Source organism: Pseudomonas sp. 9.3L, from assembly GCF_058536285.1.
The window spans coordinates 3,249,270-3,265,545 of the sequence record NZ_JBZUBK010000001.1; the positions used below are offsets into that span (position 1 = coordinate 3,249,270).

Annotated in this window: 22 protein-coding genes; 1 reads left to right on the forward strand and 21 read right to left on the reverse strand. The window is 60.8% G+C overall.

From position 1 onward, the window contains the following. Window positions 1-266: 266 nt before the first annotated feature. The gene (locus tag AC4LE2_RS14950) at window positions 267-707 is read left to right on the forward strand and encodes a hypothetical protein (RefSeq protein WP_491826501.1); all 441 of its coding nucleotides are present in this window, start codon (window positions 267-269) and stop codon (window positions 705-707) included. On the opposite strand, the gene AC4LE2_RS14955 is transcribed toward AC4LE2_RS14950, so the two are convergent. The 21 genes from AC4LE2_RS14955 to AC4LE2_RS15055 all read right to left on the reverse strand — a co-directional run bounded on the left by AC4LE2_RS14955 (window position 673) and on the right by AC4LE2_RS15055 (window position 16,276). Further along, window positions 673-1,917: an SGNH/GDSL hydrolase family protein gene (locus AC4LE2_RS14955; RefSeq protein WP_491826502.1), complete on the reverse strand. Its 1,245-nt coding sequence runs from the start codon at window positions 1,915-1,917 to the stop codon at window positions 673-675. The genes AC4LE2_RS14950 and AC4LE2_RS14955 overlap by 35 nt on opposite strands. Beyond that, complete coding sequence (locus AC4LE2_RS14960; protein ID WP_491826503.1) at window positions 1,914-2,132, reverse strand: hypothetical protein; 219 nt, start codon at window positions 2,130-2,132, stop codon at window positions 1,914-1,916. The genes AC4LE2_RS14955 and AC4LE2_RS14960 overlap by 4 nt, the downstream gene beginning before the upstream one ends. A gap of 12 nt (window positions 2,133-2,144) precedes the next feature. Then, window positions 2,145-2,735: a hypothetical protein gene (locus AC4LE2_RS14965; protein ID WP_491826504.1), complete on the reverse strand. Its 591-nt coding sequence runs from the start codon at window positions 2,733-2,735 to the stop codon at window positions 2,145-2,147. Continuing rightward, window positions 2,732-3,250 carry a glycoside hydrolase family 108 protein gene (locus AC4LE2_RS14970; protein WP_491826505.1) on the reverse strand — a complete coding sequence of 173 codons (519 nt, stop codon included), beginning with the start codon at window positions 3,248-3,250 and terminating at the stop codon, window positions 2,732-2,734. The genes AC4LE2_RS14965 and AC4LE2_RS14970 overlap by 4 nt, the downstream gene beginning before the upstream one ends. A gap of 81 nt (window positions 3,251-3,331) precedes the next feature. Next, window positions 3,332-3,757 carry a tail fiber assembly protein gene (locus tag AC4LE2_RS14975; RefSeq protein ID WP_491826506.1) on the reverse strand — a complete coding sequence of 142 codons (426 nt, stop codon included), beginning with the start codon at window positions 3,755-3,757 and terminating at the stop codon, window positions 3,332-3,334. After that, entirely contained in the window at window positions 3,757-4,902 is a 1,146-nt protein-coding gene (locus AC4LE2_RS14980) for a glycine-rich domain-containing protein (RefSeq protein ID WP_491826507.1), read from the reverse strand. The genes AC4LE2_RS14975 and AC4LE2_RS14980 overlap by 1 nt, the downstream gene beginning before the upstream one ends. Window positions 4,903-4,911: 9 nt before the next feature. Then, window positions 4,912-5,508: a YmfQ family protein gene (locus AC4LE2_RS14985; protein WP_491826508.1), complete on the reverse strand. Its 597-nt coding sequence runs from the start codon at window positions 5,506-5,508 to the stop codon at window positions 4,912-4,914. Continuing rightward, on the reverse strand, window positions 5,499-6,536 hold the full coding sequence (locus AC4LE2_RS14990; protein WP_491826509.1) for a baseplate J/gp47 family protein: 1,038 nt from the start codon (window positions 6,534-6,536) through the stop codon (window positions 5,499-5,501). The genes AC4LE2_RS14985 and AC4LE2_RS14990 overlap by 10 nt, the downstream gene beginning before the upstream one ends. Continuing rightward, a complete protein-coding gene (locus AC4LE2_RS14995; RefSeq protein ID WP_491828148.1) occupies window positions 6,526-6,924 on the reverse strand; it encodes a phage GP46 family protein in 399 nt (132 codons plus the stop codon). The genes AC4LE2_RS14990 and AC4LE2_RS14995 overlap by 11 nt, the downstream gene beginning before the upstream one ends. 2 nt (window positions 6,925-6,926) lie before the next feature. Then, entirely contained in the window at window positions 6,927-7,442 is a 516-nt protein-coding gene (locus AC4LE2_RS15000; RefSeq protein ID WP_491826510.1) for a phage baseplate assembly protein V, read from the reverse strand. After that, window positions 7,439-8,551: a phage baseplate assembly protein gene (locus AC4LE2_RS15005; RefSeq protein ID WP_491826511.1), complete on the reverse strand. Its 1,113-nt coding sequence runs from the start codon at window positions 8,549-8,551 to the stop codon at window positions 7,439-7,441. Before AC4LE2_RS15005 ends, AC4LE2_RS15000 begins: the two co-directional genes overlap by 4 nt. Window positions 8,552-8,557: 6 nt before the next feature. Next, window positions 8,558-9,844, reverse strand: coding sequence for a DNA circularization protein (locus AC4LE2_RS15010; protein ID WP_491826512.1), 1,287 nt, complete (start codon window positions 9,842-9,844; stop codon window positions 8,558-8,560). After that, window positions 9,845-11,875, reverse strand: coding sequence for a phage tail tape measure protein (locus AC4LE2_RS15015; RefSeq protein ID WP_491826513.1), 2,031 nt, complete (start codon window positions 11,873-11,875; stop codon window positions 9,845-9,847). A 130-nt stretch (window positions 11,876-12,005) separates the two neighbouring features. Next, window positions 12,006-12,302 (reverse strand): phage tail assembly protein, encoded by a 297-nt coding sequence (locus AC4LE2_RS15020; RefSeq protein ID WP_491826514.1) that lies wholly within the window; start codon window positions 12,300-12,302, stop codon window positions 12,006-12,008. Beyond that, window positions 12,299-12,646 (reverse strand): phage tail tube protein, encoded by a 348-nt coding sequence (locus AC4LE2_RS15025; protein WP_491826515.1) that lies wholly within the window; start codon window positions 12,644-12,646, stop codon window positions 12,299-12,301. The genes AC4LE2_RS15020 and AC4LE2_RS15025 overlap by 4 nt, the downstream gene beginning before the upstream one ends. A gap of 57 nt (window positions 12,647-12,703) precedes the next feature. Further along, window positions 12,704-14,203 (reverse strand): phage tail sheath subtilisin-like domain-containing protein, encoded by a 1,500-nt coding sequence (locus AC4LE2_RS15030; RefSeq protein ID WP_491826516.1) that lies wholly within the window; start codon window positions 14,201-14,203, stop codon window positions 12,704-12,706. Further along, a complete protein-coding gene (locus AC4LE2_RS15035; RefSeq protein ID WP_491826517.1) occupies window positions 14,200-14,376 on the reverse strand; it encodes a DUF2635 domain-containing protein in 177 nt (58 codons plus the stop codon). Before AC4LE2_RS15035 ends, AC4LE2_RS15030 begins: the two co-directional genes overlap by 4 nt. Beyond that, window positions 14,373-14,960 carry a phage tail terminator protein gene (locus AC4LE2_RS15040; protein ID WP_491826518.1) on the reverse strand — a complete coding sequence of 196 codons (588 nt, stop codon included), beginning with the start codon at window positions 14,958-14,960 and terminating at the stop codon, window positions 14,373-14,375. Before AC4LE2_RS15040 ends, AC4LE2_RS15035 begins: the two co-directional genes overlap by 4 nt. A gap of 14 nt (window positions 14,961-14,974) precedes the next feature. Further along, window positions 14,975-15,436 (reverse strand): hypothetical protein, encoded by a 462-nt coding sequence (locus AC4LE2_RS15045; protein ID WP_491826519.1) that lies wholly within the window; start codon window positions 15,434-15,436, stop codon window positions 14,975-14,977. Then, on the reverse strand, window positions 15,429-15,791 hold the full coding sequence (locus AC4LE2_RS15050) for a head-tail adaptor protein (protein WP_491826520.1): 363 nt from the start codon (window positions 15,789-15,791) through the stop codon (window positions 15,429-15,431). Before AC4LE2_RS15050 ends, AC4LE2_RS15045 begins: the two co-directional genes overlap by 8 nt. Further along, complete coding sequence (locus tag AC4LE2_RS15055) at window positions 15,791-16,276, reverse strand: head-tail connector protein (RefSeq protein ID WP_491826521.1); 486 nt, start codon at window positions 16,274-16,276, stop codon at window positions 15,791-15,793. The genes AC4LE2_RS15050 and AC4LE2_RS15055 overlap by 1 nt, the downstream gene beginning before the upstream one ends.

Sequence of the window (16,276 nt, forward strand, 5' to 3'; positions counted from 1 at the left end):
ATATTGGCTCAAACCTCTGAAACCCTTTTATTTCGGGGCTTTCAGCAAAGCATGACACCACACGATTCCACACGGTTCGGGGGATTCATTCCCCCAAAATTCCCCCAGGCCAGATTAAGGCTAGCTCAACCCTTTCATAGCGACCGTTACGGAGCTTTAGTCGGACCTAGAAAATCATATCGGCTAGGCCGCTCATCCCCTTCCAATCGACCTGCCCGATTCGCTCGACTACTGTATGTGCATACAGCAACCGAAGCCCGCCCACTATGACCGACGACGACCTAGACCCAGCACACTGGCTGGGACTACCCACCCCAGTAGAAATGTGGAAGCAGCAAGCCCACCTCCTCATGGAGGAATGCAACCTGCTTCAGCAGTCCCTGGCAGAGCAGCGCACTAGGCTGGCCACGCTGATTACCATGTTCACCGACGCTGACCGCGAGCGAATACGGTTGAGGAAGGAGCTGGAGGCAAGTCTTCTGGAGCAATCCAGAGCAAACCTGAATGCCTCCAATAACTGGAAGAAGTGGCAAGGCGAGGCAATGGCTCGGGAGGCTGACAGGGCGTTCTTCTGTGAAGCCATACAGCGGCTGGGCGGTGATCCGGTGGCGATCATGACGTCAGGTTATCGAGGGCATCTGGTTGCAGCAGCAGAAGCTCCCTCGGGCCACGCTACACTTTCCGAAGGCCGTACTGCGCAACCTTGACCGTCGACGCCTGGGCGATGCCGGTGGCCAGGTAGAGGCCCATCCGGCATGTAACCGTAGTTTCAGTCAGGTCCGCGCTGTAACGCTGGGTCTCGAGCGCGCCCTTCCAGTTCGCCGGCAGGGTGAACGGTTCCTGGTACTTGTCCATGGACCGGTAATAGAGGGTAGTGGCGGTCCCGTTCACCGGCTTGTTGATGATCATCTCCGCTTCCCAGCCCAGAATGCCCCGGCTGCTCCCGATGATCTCCGGCGCCGATACCATTTCCAGGACATCGGCCACGGCTAGGTTGGCGATGGGTACGTTGGCGATGGGCTGAACGTAGATGTACCCACCGGCGGCGGCCATGGTGCCAGCCAGCTCGATGCACTGCGCCTCGCCGTAGGCAGCCGGCTCCTTGTACCACCTGGTGGTGATGCCAGCCAGGCCAGAGCCCGTGGCTTTGTAGCCGTCGGCCAGCACCGAGCCCGCCACTGCGTTTACCGAGGCGTTGAGTGTGCCTGCGGTACCGAGCATGAGTGGGTTGGCATTCAGGCAGCCGAACGGGCGGATGGCCGAATACAGGTCAGCGGCATCGGTTGGCAGCGGCACGCCGAAGAACTCGAAGTTCGCATTGATCACAGGCACAAGGCGGGACTGGATGAAGTCGGCCCCCAGCAGGTTCGGGTGCAGGCCCTCTACCGTCATCTCAGCCGTAAACCCGTCCCAAATGTTGGCCACGGGTACGAACTGGCTGACGTAGCCCAGCACCCAGTCCTTGTAGGCGATGGCATCCGCCAGAGGCTGGCCGGTCAGCGCCTTGTCACCGAAGCGCGGCGTGCCGGTACCGACGGCCAGGTATTTGCCAGGGGTGTTCTCGAAGGCGCTGATGAACTTCATCACATTGGCCTTAGAGTCCGCCAAGGTCATGCCAGGGGTGGTGCTGTCATTCGTCCGCGACAGCAGCAGCCAGAGGTCTGCCGTAAGCGACGTGAGGGCCGAGGGCAGTCGGGGCATGAACTGCCCGGTGTGATCGCCTACCTTGCCCAGGTTGTCCCGGTAGTCGGGAAAAAGTCCAGTCTTCGCCGCGATGGCCCCTGCATAGCCGTAGGCCTCGGTGCCCCAGGCCGTGGCTGCTATGGTGTGGCAGTTGGCACTGAAGCTGTCGCCTAGCAGGCCAAGCCCGCGGCGGATTCGGTGTCGGGTCGAGAGCTGATTTGCGAGCAGGCTCATGCATACACCTCGAAGGCTGCACCGCCAGCAGGCACGAAACGCACTGTGGCAGGAGGGATATCGAGAGGGAACGCACCGTCAGTCCACAGGGTATCAGTGGTGACCCAACTGGTACCCATCTTGATCTGGATGGCCACACTGCCGCCGTTGGCTTGGACACCCAACGTAATACGCATGGCGCGGCTGTAGGTTTCTTCTTTCGTTGTGGTCTGCATCACTTCCCCTTTCTACCTGTCCGTTCTGGTGACGGTACCGGGCGCCACCGCAAATTCGGTGATTGCCGCATTTTGTTTCTGGGACTCCTTGGTCATGCCGAACCAAAAACCCATCACCTGCTTGAGCTCCCCGAACCACAGCCCGATGACCGTGCCCACGGTGAGGCTGGCCGTGGGATCGGTAAGGATCTCCTTGTTCCAGCCCATGAACACAGCGGCAATGATCAGCAGTGTGCCCAGCAGCACCAAACCGGTGACGATCGGGCGAATCAGATCACGGGGCTGCGCGGCCGCCAGCTTGCGGGCGCTATCACGGTCGGCGGCTTCGGCGGCGTACTGCGAGGCCTCGGCCTGAAGCCGGTTGTTTTCGGCGGTGACGGCCAACTGCTGCAGCTGCACCTTGGCGTTGGTCTGCAGCTCTTGGACCTTCACCATTGCATCGGGGTTGGTGGCCAGGATGGTGCCAACTGCCTCGGGGTCGTTGGGCGCGTTGAGTGCGCTCGATACAAGCGCGCCGACGGCAGCACCCGCGGGCCCGCCGAGCAGTGTTCCCAGGGTGGGGGCGGCTGCGCCGATGATTCGGCCTACGTCTGCCCAGTTCATGAGTCCACCGCCCCGTATTGAAGGTTACCAGCCACGCGGTTGGTCCATCCCCGGCCATAGGTGGGCCAGGTCGAGAGCTTGGTGATGAACAGCAAGCGCTCGGCGTTCAAGAGCATGACCGCATCGGTGACACTCATGGCTTTCACGGCAGCAATGGTGATCTTGCCCACCTGGCCGTCATCAGCCACGCCAGCGGCGCGCTGGAGCATCCGGATGGCGTTACCGTTGCCATTGTTCACAGCGATATCGAACAGCTGGTAAGCGAGCGCTGCCGGGTACTGATCAGCCTGGGCGCGGTCCCAAAAGTCGCGCTTGTAGATGGCCTTGGCCTGATCCACCGTCAGGCTAACGATATCCACGTCTGGATAGCTCATAGCCGAGATACCGTACTTGGTGCCATTCAGCTGGCCCTGTCCTATGACGCCGGATGTCCAGTTGCCTCGGTCCTTCGGGTCAGCAGTGAACAGGCCCTCGTGGCCGATCACCCTTTCAAATGTCAGATCGAATCCGGTCATATTTTTCTCCAGGCGTAAATAAGCCCGCTCAAGGCGGGCTCTAGTGGCCTACATCAAAGGTCGGAAAAATTAACACCCTACTCAGACGGGACTAGCCGGCCAGGCCGGGCCTTCAAGCGTGAGGTCGATTCGATTCACTGCCACCCGGTATTGCTTCCACTTTTTAAGGAGGGTCGTTTCGGCTGCTGTGGCTTCCTCCAGATCCGCAGCGTCCTGCAATGGCGCGATGGCCAGCGTAGCGATAGCTAACAGCCTGTCGCGCTCTGTCGTATTAGTGGCCTTTATCTCGTCCGCGCTCGGCTTGTAGGGCACTGGTGCCGCGAACTTCTTGCCGTTGTAGGTCCATTGCTGGTCGGGCTGTGGGTCGAGCTTGGTGATGTCGACCATTTGCTCTACGAACTCGGGCGGGAAACGATCCTCGATCGGCACGTCCGTACCGTCCTCGGACGGGAACGGTGGGATGATTTCGTAAACGATGCCGTCGACAATTCGTGCATAGGTTTTCATCAAGCGTACTCCCAAACAATTACTCGGCCATCGCCGCCCTTCCCGCCGCTGAAGCCAGTATTGGTGCTGCTTTGAGATATAGCCCCTCCGCCCCCATCACCGATTGTTCCCACGCCACCTACGGCTGACCCGACAGCGCGTGAACCACCACCTGAATACCGGCTAGACCCGCCTGATCCGGACGTGCCGTTGCCAGACGATGTAACCAATCCGCCGAAGCCGGTGGCCCCAGCTCCGTTTATTACGTTGCCCCCGGTTCCGCCACCACCTGCGTTACCCCCAGAGGATTGCAGCGGGAATGATGCAGAAGCGGCCATGGTGTTTCCGCCACCGCCGCCCGCAGCAACGATTAGCGAACCGAACGACGATGCGCCGCCATTCCCACCTGCCGATGGCGTAGCTACTCCACCCGCGCCTCCGGTACCGACAGTCACTGCGATCCCTGAAAAACCCGACGTCAGCCGGGAGGATGAGAACGCCCCCGCGCCACCACCACCAGCAGCGGACGCCACACCTGAAGCAGTCGCCGGCGCGCCCCCACCACCGCCACCAGCACCCTGGACTTCGACAATGACGGAGTTTGTACCCAGTGTGGGGGTATAAGTCCCAGTGGCGGTGAAGACCTGTACACCAATCAACCTACCAGTCTGCGCAGACCCGCCGCTGGAATAGATCAAAATCCAGCAATCGAAGGCGGCAGAGAACACCACCATGCACTGGCTATTGGCAACAATCTCCCCGCCCCGTAGCGAGTTCTGTCCCAGGCTGAGGATGCCCTTTGCGGGAATGCCGTCTGGAGCAAACGTGGCTGCGCCCGTGTTGGTCGTGTTGGCCTTGAAGCGCAACGTCATACCATCTACCAGGTTTACCACCGCTGGTGTAAATCCTGCCTTGTAAACGTTGGCGCTGCCCGTTGTACTGGGCGCGTAGGCGAATCCGTTAGCGCGGATCGCCTGAACCAATTGCGCGGGATCGCTTTCCGCTGCGGCAAGGCCTCCGTTATTGATGACTGCCAGGATCTCGTCGGTGACTGCATTGCCCCAGGTCGCGGGGATCAGGGAGCCGGCTTGCCCGGTTGCAGTGTTCTCATCGACAAATTTGCCGTTGACGAGCCCAACGTTGGGCACGCTCTTGGGATAGTCCACGTTGTATCCTCAGCTGTAATTGATGTATGGCACGGTGTGCGCGGGGGCGTAGCGACTGATCAGGCATTCCAGAGAGCTGCCGGCGTTAGCCCCGAAGTGCTCACCCCAGTAGCTCACGCCGAAACGGCGCCCCAGCAATTGGCGCCCCCCGGTGTTCAGCGTCCACATGAACTGTGCGCCCCAAGTGCCGAAGTGGCTTTTTCCCATACGGGCCGTGCCAAAGCGCGGGGCGCGGTGCTGGGTGATTGTCGCGTTGGGGTAGCCCTGCCCTTTGGCAATGGCAATAAAGTAGGCAGCGCGTTGGCTACCCACGGCGATCAGCCGTTGCTGCACCGCCTTTTGGCGATCCGAAAATGAAGGGTTCAGGCCAAGACACGCGTCGGGCAGATCCATCACTGCTTCCCACTCAGGGACCAGCTCTGTTACCCCAGCAGGGTCCGTCTCCGAATTGAACGCCACCACCCGGCTATCGATGCGCGCCATCTCCTGGGCTATACCGCTCAGCACCACCGCCAGTTCCGGCACTCGCTCCAGATCCCAGGCGGGACCTTCAGGCAGCAGGGCTTTGAGCTGCGATAGGTATTGCTCCGCTGTTCTCACTGCCATGAAAACACCCCTACCGTCAGCAGCTCATTGGCCTTGGCAGGGATATCCGATGTTGGGGCAACCATCACATGGTTGATTTCACCTTCGGCGCTGCTCACCGCTTCGCGGATATGGCTGATCAACAAGGTCTCGCCCAACCCGGCTTCCCGTTCGTGCAGGTCGGTCAGTTCAGCGATCACAGCAGCCCGCACGGCTGTGGTGTCCGGGGTGAGCTTGATGGTGTAGTTCACGACCTTGAGTACCGGACCCAGGGCATATACCTCGGCGGTGACGGGGGCCTTCGACTCCAGATAGGCCTGGACGGTCGCGATCTCATTGGCGTCAGGGATGATGCTGCTATCGCCGTCGCGGACGAAGAACACACCGACGGTGCCGGGCCCCATGTAGTTCTTCACAGTCCATGCCCGGGTCACGCCCGCGCACTCCAGCGCCCAGGTCACATAGTCATCCGCGTCACCGCCATGAGGAATCACGCGATAGCTGCGGATCACCCGCGAACGCAGGGATTCGATGGATTCTTGATTGGTGCCCCCGGTCAGACCAGGCGCCAGCACTGTAAACGTATCACTAACACCCATTGCCGGTTGCACCAGGGTCAACACCAGGCCCGCATCAGCATTGCCCAGGGCACCACCGTCCACTGCTTCAAGGGTTGCGGTATTGGTGCCGACCTTGGTGGTGACGGCCGCGGCGATCCGGTACTGCCTGCCATCACTGGCCTGAACAATCTGGTCGGCATCCAGTACGGCGCCTGCGGCTGCCTGGAAGCTGGCCGAGCCCGCAGCGCTTTTGGCGGCGATGCGCGGGGTTTCAAGCCTGAGCAACGCCTGGCGCTCAAGCGTGGATTCGTCGGCGGTGTCCGGCAGGATCTGCTTCACCGCCCAGTCTATGTACCCATAGACACCATAAGCAGCGCCACTGAGCGCGCGTGACAGTACCTGTGCATCGGACTTGCGCAAGGCTTCGCTGGTTAGGTCCGCCGCAGTGCGACTGATCAAGGTCGGCAGGCTGGGAGTTTCAAACGGCATAGAGCACCTGCCACTGTTCGTTGGGATAAATTTCCAGTTGCTCACCCGCCGGCAGCGTGAGCACTACCCCGAGGTTGAGCCGATCATTTCCCGCCCGGTCGGCCAGGATCTGCACGTCCGTGGCGTGACCATCGTCGAGCAGCCATTGCAGCGCCTCACGGGCGTAGGTGACCGCATCACCAATGGTCTCGGTGGTGAGTTTTCGACGCCGAAGCAGCCATAACCGAGAGCCGATACGGTCGTTCGCTACCAGTGGGTAGCTGTCGCCCCACCATCCGAAACGCTCTTCGTCATCGGTGCGATCCGATGCACTGGCTCGGCGCCAGGTGAACAAGCTGATTTCCACCGCGCGCTTGAGGCCTGTCTCCTGGTCATCGATGGTGATGATCGTCATGCACCACCTCCAGGCACGGGCCGGCCGCTTTGATCGGGGCCCGCTCTTACACCCTCGTGCGGGTGATTGATCTGGCTGACACCGCCCGCTATCTGGTCGCCGTCGCTGACGATGGTGCCGGTCTGGGTAATGGTCGGCGTCTCGAAGTGCACCCCGGCCGAAGCCCGGATGTTCAGCGTGCCCGTTTCGATATCGATGATGCGCCCACGCCTCAGGTGGATCTTGTCGCCCTCATCGGTGTGAATGGCCACCTCCCCTGCTTCCAGGGCCTGCAATCGATAGCGCCGGTCCGCCACCACGATCACCACCCCATGGGAGCGGTCGCCGCCTATGAACGCAGCCAGGCCCTCGGCGCCTTCGTGCGGGCAGCTGGTGAAGCCATAGGGCTCCAGGTGCTCCATGGAATCCTTGACCTCCCCATGGGTAAGGCGCATCTGCAAGGTTTGCAGCTTGCCCGTGGACTTGGCCAGGGACACCACGCCGCGGGTCAGCATGTTCATCAGTCGGCTCATGGGTCCTTCTTGTCCTTCCATTCAGCGGGCAACAGGTACTCGAAAGCGTCTGCCTTCTTCGCCTTGCGTTTTTTATGCGGGTCGTCAGGCTCCTGCAGATACCCCTCAGGGGGTCCTACTCGCAGGCGGCAGATCGTGCCTTGATCGTTAAGCTGGTAGGTCACTTCAGCGATGAGCATGTCGCGCTCGAACCCAATGACCGGATCGATCACGCGCACCAGGGTATTGGGTAGCCATAGCGCACCATTGGCCTGGCGCCAGCCCTGAACCTCATAGGTGGCTTCCAGCGCCTTGCCCAGGGCGGTACCGCGCTCCCAGTTGGCCCGGTCAGCCGCGATCTTGTCGCTAAGCTGGCCACTTTCGTGGATGACCTTTATGCGCTTGCGAGTCATGCGGGGGTCGGTGACCACACCACTGACCTCGGTCGTTGTCTTGCCAAACTCCTCATCGGTACCCGACCGTTGACCTATCACCCGGTACTCCGAGAACACGCGGGTGAAGTCCAGCGGGGCATCAGCATTCAGAATGTTACGCCCCAACTCAAGCGCTTCGACGGCGCGGCCGGCGCTGCCGACGTCGGCCAGTACCACCTGGCCATGGGCATTATCGGTGCTAAACACTCGATACAACGTCAGCAACCGGTCGATAGATTCGAACGCGGTTTCGCCCGGCTCAATCGTGTGGTCGGAAAGGCTAGCGGTCGCGGCGATCTCGCTTTTGACGGTAAGGCCGTACACGCCAGCAATGGCCTGGACGATCTTCTGCACACTTTGGCCTTTCCATTGACCCGGCGAGTTGATCGCGCCGCAGTCCACCAAGTCGCCGGTGAGCGATCGACCGCTGATCGACGTGGTGACCTGTTCGTGGTTGTAGCTGATTGGCGTGGCGTCGACCCAACCGGTGATCATTAAGTCACCGCCAATGCGCAGTTCACAACGTGCGCCCTGCTTCACGGGCCGGAGCACGCTTTGGCCGGGCCATTTCCAAGTGATGCCGATGTTAAAGCTACGTGCCTGGCGCTCAAGCCCGGCACTGATCTCCACCGAGGTCCAGCCTGAATAATCCAGACCGTCGACGGTCAGAGTCACGGCCGTCGAGGGGTCGGACATTGAGTATTACTCCCGGGCGATTTGCAGCGGTACTGCCGGCACGAAGCCAGGGTGGGTGATCTTGTTGCGCTGTACGACTTCCCCATCACGGGTGGCGTCGCCGAACCGTCGATAAGCCAGCACCAGAGCGGGCAAGGTTTCATGAGGCGTCAGGGTCACCAGCTGTACGCCAGAGGCGGCGACCGCCGTAAGATGCCGTACCACCTGCTGGCGTGCAGCGTTCACCACCGGGTAATAGGTAGCGTCCGCTTTGAGCGACGCTTGCCAGAAGGCATCGTCCAGCGCGTCACGAGCGGCAATCACATCGTCGGCAACCGGGACTTCGGCTCGCTCTACCGGATTAACCACCTGCTGCTCGAGCGAGGCAGTGGTTTCCTGAGGTGCTGGCGGTATGACTACGGGCATTTCGGCCACGGTCGCCGTGGCCTGTACCAGCACCGCGTCTTGCACCAGGTTGGCTAACGCTTGGGCGGCAGCCGTGGTATCTGCGCCGCTGGCGGCATTCACGGTATTAACGCGGGCTGCGTCCTCAGCCTGGTTTGAGACGGTGGCCATCGCAGTGCTGTAGCTTTCGAATGTCGCTGCGGACGCACTGCTGCTTTTGCTCGAGCTACCGGAGCTGAACGATGAAAGGCCCAGGTCGCTGAAGTAGCCGGAGAACAGGCTGGACAGTGAGCCCGGCGAATTCTTTAGGGCTTGGGCCATGGAAGTGATAGATCCCACAGCGCCACCAATGGGTGAAAACTGACTGCCCACCACACCGAACACATCAGTAAGGCGGTTCTGCAGGCCGGTCAGGTTGATGCGTGCAGTATCCACTTTAGCCATGGCCGACTTGTATCGGTCCACGGCGCTGCTCCAATAGCTGGCCGAAGTCTGCGCCAACTGCCTGGAAGTGTTGGCCCGCACCGAGGGGTTGAGCTGGGCATTGCCGGGGTAGAACGTCAGGTCGAACGTGACCATGCCGCCTTCGCGGCGGCTATGCGCCATCTCGCATTGCCCAGGCACCACCGACAGCTGGCCCAGCCAGGGATGCACGAGGGTGCCCTCGCCTTCGGTTTCCAGCGCCTTTAGTAACTTGTCACGGCGCGTGAAACAGTCGGCGCCGATGATATAGGCCTTGACCTTGTGAACCCTGGCCACCTTGCCCATCTGTTCGGCATAGGCTTCATCGCGCTTGGGGTACTCATGCAGCTGGACCTTGCGCCCCACAGGAACAGACGTGTCCTCAATGAGAAACGTCTCGCCCCGGAAGGACGCGGGCAACAACTGCTCGCGCCAGGTATCTGCCATTTACTGCGCTCCGGACAGGGATCGATAACCGACGTTGGTGGTGACCTTGAGGCCGGGCTGGTTGGTTTGGGCAGGTTGCGGGCGCAGGCCCGGAGGGGCGTTTTCGAATCGCACAACCAGCGCACCGTCGAGCTGGGCCTTGTTCCCACCCGCCAGCAAACCTTGGGTAGCGCTTTGCAGACCCGCCGTACCTTGACCGATTAAATCGCCACCGAGTGAACCTGGCGTATTTCGGTCGAAGAAACCACTTACCTGTGACGCGCCATCACCGACCCACTTGGCCGCGCCGTCAAACAGATCATTGGTCTTGCCACCAACCTTGTCGAAGGCCTCATTGGCCCAGTCCCCGGCAGTAACGAGCGGTTGGATAAATGGTTGAATCCGCTCGAACAGGCCCTTGAAGAAGTTAACCAGCGGCTCCCAGGCTGCCGTGACGATCTGCACAGGATCAAAACCAATCTGCTCTTTAATCCAATCCCAGCCCGCTGAGAAGGAGGCCTTTACACCGTTCCAGCCAATACTGAGGGCTGCATTGATGAAATCCCAAAGTGCGCTGAAAAACTCTTTAAGGGGCTCCCAGTTTTCAATGACCAGGCCCAAGGGAGACCAGGAAAATACTTTCTTCATCACCGGCCAAACTACAGCGAAGGTAGCTACTACCTGCCCCCATAGTCTCGTGAAGAAACCTGCAATCCCCTCCCAGTTCGCAACGATCAGCCCGACTGCCCCAGCGATGGCTAGCGCGATCATGCCGAAAGGCGTCATACCCAGCGCCAGGCTCAGCAATTTTGTAGCGACCACGGCGCCCACGATGCCTACCCGCAGCACCGTGAAGGCTAGGCCGGCGGCGGCAATACCTCGGATCAACCCAGGATTGTCACGAATGAAATCGCCGACGTTGCTGATCAGCGGACGCATGGCGTTTACCACCGAATTCACAACCGGCAAGAAGGCGTTGCCGAGCGCCATTCCCGCTCGAGCGACGGCATTACGCATTAAGGTAAGGTTGTTTTCGGTGGTGGCTGCGCGGGACGCATACTCAGCCTCCATGGAGCCTGCATACTGCGTAGCGTCACCCGTCTTTTTCAGGTTGCTTTCCAGCAAGCCGAGGTTGGTCAACAACGGCGCTATCGCGGCAACCGACTCGGTACCAAACAGCTCGGTCAGTAGTGCCGGCCGCTTGATCGCATCCACTGCTGCTATGCGTTTCAACACGCCCAACATGGTGCCCTGAGCGTCTTTTTGCATGCCCGCAGCTACCGCCTTAGCATCCAAACGCAATGCTTTGAAAGCATTAGCCTGGCTCTTCGTGGCCGCACTTCCTTTAGTCATGGACAGCATGAAGTTCTTGATGCCCGTGGCCGCCACTTCCTGCTCGACGCCGACGCCCGCCATGGTCGCGCCCAACGCGGCGATCTGCCCAGAGGCCACGCCAGCGACCTCACCGAGCGGACCTAAGCGAGTCACGATGTCGGAGATCTGTTTGGCGTTCGCCGGTCCCGTGTTGCCCAGGTAGTTAATGCGGTCGGCTAGGCCCACTACTTCCTTTTGCGTCATCTTGAACGATGTTCGCCACTTGGCCATCATTTCGCCGCTCTGCTCGGCAGTCTGGTCGAAAGCGATACCCATTTTTACGGCGTCCTGGGCAAACCCCAGCAGCTCGCCTCGGGCAATACCGGACTGACCACCCGCGGCAACGATCTTGGCGATATCGTTGGCCGCCATCGGTAGGCGTTCTGACATTTTGGCAATGTCATCGCCCATTTCCTTAAACTGGCCAGGGTTGTCGAAGTTGACCACCTTGCGCACATCGGCCATGGCGGATTCAAATTGGATCGCTGCGCGGGTCCCGGCAACAAAGGGTGTTGCCAAAGCACCACCTGCCAGCACATCCTTGAACCCGATGCTCCCCAAGCCCGTGCTTTGCAGGTTCTTGCGAAAGCCGGCAACGTTCTTTCGGATGCCCGCCAGGGTAGGCGAGAGCTTGTCGACGCCGGTGATGAGCGCCTTGAGCTGGAAATTATCAGCCATCAGTCTGCCTGCTGGGTCCTGTTGATGCGTTGCGCGTGCGCCAGCGACTCGACAAGGGTGTCGAGCGGCCTGACCAGCATCTGTTCGGGGTCAACCTTCCAGAAGTAGGCCAAGTCGTAGGCCAGCGTGATCAGGCTGCCGAGGTCTTCGACGCAGGCGTCATGAAAAAACCTGCCACCTGCCACGCCAGGGTGTTGAGGTCCGCCAGATCCAGTTGGTCAACGGACGACGGCGGGATGTCTGCGCAGACCGAGATGTACTTGGCTGCCACGTCCAGGTCCAGGCTCACTGCTTGGTCCTGATCGATCTTGTATGGCAGCGCCTTAATGCCCCGGGCGTCTTTTGCCGTTGGCCTGCGCAGCGTGAGCTCGGTCACTTCCTCGCCATGAGCCTTGATCGGGCTATTGAGCTTGACGGTATCACTCACGACCATACCCCCTTGATGCCTTCGAATTGCAGCTCGATGGTGCCTTCCTCGCCGTTGCTGCTGGACTGGTCCACCAGGTAGGCGCCGGAAAGCGTATAGACCTTGCCGTTCTTGAACTCGGCAGTGATGGTCATGTTGGTGCCCTCGGTCAGGGCCTTGAGCGGAAAGTTAGGCGTGTGTACCGCCGTGAGCTTCACCCAGGGTGCCTTGTCCTCTTCCTTGAAAAACCCAGGCACCACCGTCTCCCGGGTCTTATCCGTCAGCGAGGCTTCAACGCCCCCCTTCAGGGTCAACTGTGTACCGTCCACCTTGACGTAGCAGGTACCTGCAACTTTCTGCCCCATGGCTGGGCCTCCAAACAAAAAAGCCCGCACGCGGCGGGCCTGGGTAATGGGACAACGTTACGCCGCGTCGGCGGTGTATTGCAGCCTGAACTGATTGAGCAGCGCGAAGATGCGCAGGCCGTTCACGTAGTCCGGCGGATACAGCACGTTCACCCGCGCAGGGTTCTTGCTGTCGCGCTCGACGATCAGGTACTGGGCGAACAGCGCGGAGTTCTCGACATGCCCATCGCGTTCCAGGTTGCTGTACTCGCTGATCAACTCGCTGCGCACCACGTTGGGTGTGACGATCGGCTGCCCATCACCGAACTGGGTGCCGTCGTTGGCCAGCTTATGGCGTCCGTACTTGCTGGTGATGATGCTCTTGAGGCGGCGCACGATGTACGCGCTCTGGTGCATCGTCTCGCTGTCCAGGTACGAATCATCGGCCTGGCCATAGGCGTTCTTCTGGTAGGTGGTGATCGCCCGCTGAATGCGCATGTATCCACCTTCGAAGTACAGGGTGGCGATGCCGTACTGCAGCAGCGACTGGAACTCCGTCAGCGTGAAGCGGCTACCTTCCGGCGCCGGGTCGATGCCTACCAGCGCCCCGGTCTGGGTCGGCCTGCTGGCATCGGCTGAAATAAATACAGCCTGGCGCGCAGTCGCGGCCGCAGCTACCCGCCAAGCGGGCTGAGGTACACCCGCCTCGAAGCCGAACAGGGTCACATGCTGGTCATTACGTGCCTGCCCCGCCGCGACCAACGTGCCCAGAGTCCCGCGCAAGGCGCCAAACACATGGCCATAAAGCTGCTTAGCCCAGGACCAGCGCCCGCTGGCATCGCTCATTGCCACCTTCCAGGCCTCTAAGGTAGTGGTGTCGGCCCATGGCACGCAGATGAACTCGAACGGCGCATCGCCCAAGGCGGCCAGCGCTGCGACCGCGTCAGGGGTCCCAGCGCCGCCGGACATTGCAGTGATCGCAATGTTGAGCCCTGCCGGTGTGGCCTCCCCGTTGCTCTTGCCCAGGCGGTTCAGTACCAGACTGATATCGTTGCCTGAGTCGCCCGTCCACTTGGTGGTCAATGTCACCACGCCAGCCGCCGCTATTGCGGTCACCGGAAGGTCAGCGCTAGCATTGATCTTGGTGGCCAGCGACGAAGCAGCCGCTGCAGCGGCATTCCCAGAGGCAATGGCCGCCTGAATACGAACGCCACCGACGTACAGATTGATAAGCCCCGCCTCGGTCGCGGTACCGGTGAACGTGACTTTGCCTGTCGCCATAGCACCGGTGGTGTTCTTCACCGGCAGGCACCAGATTTCACCCACCGGATCGTTCTGACGCCAGGTATCGTACATGGCGGCCAGCATTGAACCCTGGCCGCCGATGGTTTTGGCCTGGGCCAGGCTGGCGATCAGCGTGAGCTTGCCGAGTTCATCGGCGACAGCAGTATCGTTGACCTGGGCGACGATCAGGCGGCGTAGCGCGCTGTTCGCGCTGTTGGCCATGGAGTTGTCCATTTCCGCATAGAACAGCGGAACGCGCACGTCCTGCGGAATCTGTTGGAATCCTACGCTCATTTGGTCGAGGCCTCTTTCGCGGTCGGGGCTGGGTTCACAACGTCACCGTCTTCCAGACGGCGGCGCCAGTAGATATCGTCCGGCACGTCGCGGCCCTCCGGCAGCAACAGCTCCCCGGTTTCCGGGTCCGGCACCGCGCGGCCCTTGGCCGGCACCACGGTAATGCGGTTCATGGCAGATCCTCTTGGAATTGAATTTCAATGCGCCCGTCCGGGCCTGGGTACTTCAGGTTGCGGTCCGCCGGGTCGATGCAGTCCACATTGATATCGAAGCCCTCAAGCCTGGGCAGGCCGTCGAGCTCCAGTTCGTGCCAGGTTTCAGCAGGATCGGTTTCGGCGTTGCGGCCCAGCTGGAAGGCGGTGAGGAACGAGTACCGGTAGATCACTAGTGCACGGTCGATTTGTACTAGGTCACCACCGTCGTAGGTGATGGGGTCGTACTCAGGGCCGGGGGTCCAGCCCACTAGTGCGCTCCATAGCTGGGCTCTGATGTCGTGCAACACATCTACTGCCAGCTGCCCGCGCTGATCCTTGCTATCCAGGATGACCACCACGTCGAAAGCGTCGGTGATCTCCTGGCGGATGCCATTTTCCAAGTCGTTCTCGCGGGCATCGTCGGCCGTGGCAATCACGAATGCGCCAGGACGGTCCACTTGCTGGCTGGCCTTGACCGCATCGAAGTCGATGCCGCCTGCCACCCGGCCAGCGAACACAGGGCAGCGCTGCCGCAATTGCAGCACCACAGGGGTGATTTTCATGGGTGCCTCGAAAGTCAGCTCAGCGCGTCAGCAAAAGCCCGGCGCAGGATGGAGCGAACGTCGTCGGCGTGGTTATTGAGCGCGTCGACCATGTAGTTGTTGCGAGGCTCGATCCGCCAGGCACCGGTATCAGCCTGCTTATGGTGTGACTTGCCCCGCTTGGCACCACGTCGCACGCCGTACCAGAGAAACGCCGGGTAGAACGCTTTCATGTCGGCGGTTTTCTTCGGCTCGATCTTCACCAAAAACCCGGCCCTGCTCACCCGGTAGGTAATGGAGCGGCGCAAGCGGCCCGTGCGCATGCCTGGGTACTGGCCTTTTTCGGAGGCCCCGCGCTTGCTCACCAGTTTGCGGCCCTCGCCGCGCACCAGCGCCCCCGCCCGGCGCATCGCCTTGCGGATTTCCTTTTTGTCAAAGTCCAGCTTGCCGTAGCTGTCGAAGTCACCGAAGTGCAGGTAAGCAGCAGGTCTAGCCATAGAGTCCTCCCCCGGCCTGTACCAGGCCCAGTTCTTCAACCTCAAGCAGGGTGAAGCGGTGCGAGCCGTTCAGGTCGGTTGCCCGCTTGACCCGGTACACTACGGCGCCGTGCACCACTTCAAAATCGACAGGCACCAGCCCCAGGTAACGCAGGGTAATGCGGTGGGTGATCTTGTCATCGGCCTGGACGCTACCGCTGTAGATGGCCGTGCCAACAGGTTCGATGCGGGCCCAGCGCTTGCGTTCATCGCTGAACTGAGAGGCAAGTCCACCGTCATCCGCGGGAAGATCGGAGCGACGGCGAAGGATAACGCGCCGGTTCAGGTCACCGGCCCCAGGCTCAGAAATAGCCATCAAACCCCCATCTGCGCCCGGTAGGGTGCAAGCAAATACCTCGAACCCTGCGGTAGCGAGAGTGTGGCCCTTGATCCAGCAGCAGCCACCACGTCCTCACGGTTGCTATACAGGTGACCCAAGATCAATAGACATGCCGCCTGAATGGTAGGGTTTAGTTCTACGCCCAGGGACATTGCTTCAGACTGGGCGATTGCAAGCCTCAGATCGTATTTAGCAACTTCAACCGCAGATAAACGATCATCTTCGGCACAGATGAGCCCGGCGGCTGCCATTGCCGCGTCATATCGAATTCTGGCCTGTGACCGCAAAGCCACAGCATCTGCTCGACCTACGGACATGGCGGAAGCATCAGCATACAAGCGCCGTGCCATGTAATCGCAAGCAGCACCCTCCGCTGCATCCAGCAAGCCCTCGATGAATACGCGATCATCATCCTCGGCGCGCAAGTGCTCGATGGCCGTTTCGATACTGATCACGGACAT

Bases quoted from the DNA above. Each gene is read 5' to 3' on its own strand.
- AC4LE2_RS14960 (WP_491826503.1), bottom strand. From the start codon at position 2,132: ATGCAGACCACAACGAAAGAAGAAACCTACAGCCGCGCCATGCGTATT.
- AC4LE2_RS14965 (WP_491826504.1), bottom strand. From the start codon at position 2,735: ATGAACTGGGCAGACGTAGGCCGAATCATCGGCGCAGCCGCCCCCACC.
- AC4LE2_RS15010 (WP_491826512.1), bottom strand. From the start codon at position 9,844: ATGGCAGATACCTGGCGCGAGCAGTTGTTGCCCGCGTCCTTCCGGGGC.
- AC4LE2_RS15025 (WP_491826515.1), bottom strand. From the start codon at position 12,646: ATGGGGCAGAAAGTTGCAGGTACCTGCTACGTCAAGGTGGACGGTACA.
- AC4LE2_RS14975 (WP_491826506.1), bottom strand. From the start codon at position 3,757: ATGAAAACCTATGCACGAATTGTCGACGGCATCGTTTACGAAATCATC.
- AC4LE2_RS15005 (WP_491826511.1), bottom strand. From the start codon at position 8,551: ATGTCCGACCCCTCGACGGCCGTGACTCTGACCGTCGACGGTCTGGAT.
- AC4LE2_RS15040 (WP_491826518.1), bottom strand. From the start codon at position 14,960: ATGAAAATCACCCCTGTGGTGCTGCAATTGCGGCAGCGCTGCCCTGTG.
- AC4LE2_RS15055 (WP_491826521.1), bottom strand. From the start codon at position 16,276: ATGTCCGTGATCAGTATCGAAACGGCCATCGAGCACTTGCGCGCCGAG.
- AC4LE2_RS15030 (WP_491826516.1), bottom strand. From the start codon at position 14,203: ATGAGCGTAGGATTCCAACAGATTCCGCAGGACGTGCGCGTTCCGCTG.
- AC4LE2_RS14990 (WP_491826509.1), bottom strand. From the start codon at position 6,536: ATGCCGTTTGAAACTCCCAGCCTGCCGACCTTGATCAGTCGCACTGCG.
- AC4LE2_RS15000 (WP_491826510.1), bottom strand. From the start codon at position 7,442: ATGAGCCGACTGATGAACATGCTGACCCGCGGCGTGGTGTCCCTGGCC.
- AC4LE2_RS14970 (WP_491826505.1), bottom strand. From the start codon at position 3,250: ATGACCGGATTCGATCTGACATTTGAAAGGGTGATCGGCCACGAGGGC.
- AC4LE2_RS15015 (WP_491826513.1), bottom strand. From the start codon at position 11,875: ATGGCTGATAATTTCCAGCTCAAGGCGCTCATCACCGGCGTCGACAAG.
- AC4LE2_RS15045 (WP_491826519.1), bottom strand. From the start codon at position 15,436: ATGGCTAGACCTGCTGCTTACCTGCACTTCGGTGACTTCGACAGCTAC.
- AC4LE2_RS14985 (WP_491826508.1), bottom strand. From the start codon at position 5,508: ATGGCAGTGAGAACAGCGGAGCAATACCTATCGCAGCTCAAAGCCCTG.
- AC4LE2_RS15035 (WP_491826517.1), bottom strand. From the start codon at position 14,376: ATGAACCGCATTACCGTGGTGCCGGCCAAGGGCCGCGCGGTGCCGGAC.
- AC4LE2_RS14955 (WP_491826502.1), bottom strand. From the start codon at position 1,917: ATGAGCCTGCTCGCAAATCAGCTCTCGACCCGACACCGAATCCGCCGC.
- AC4LE2_RS14950 (WP_491826501.1), top strand. From the start codon at position 267: ATGACCGACGACGACCTAGACCCAGCACACTGGCTGGGACTACCCACC.
- AC4LE2_RS15050 (WP_491826520.1), bottom strand. From the start codon at position 15,791: ATGGCTATTTCTGAGCCTGGGGCCGGTGACCTGAACCGGCGCGTTATC.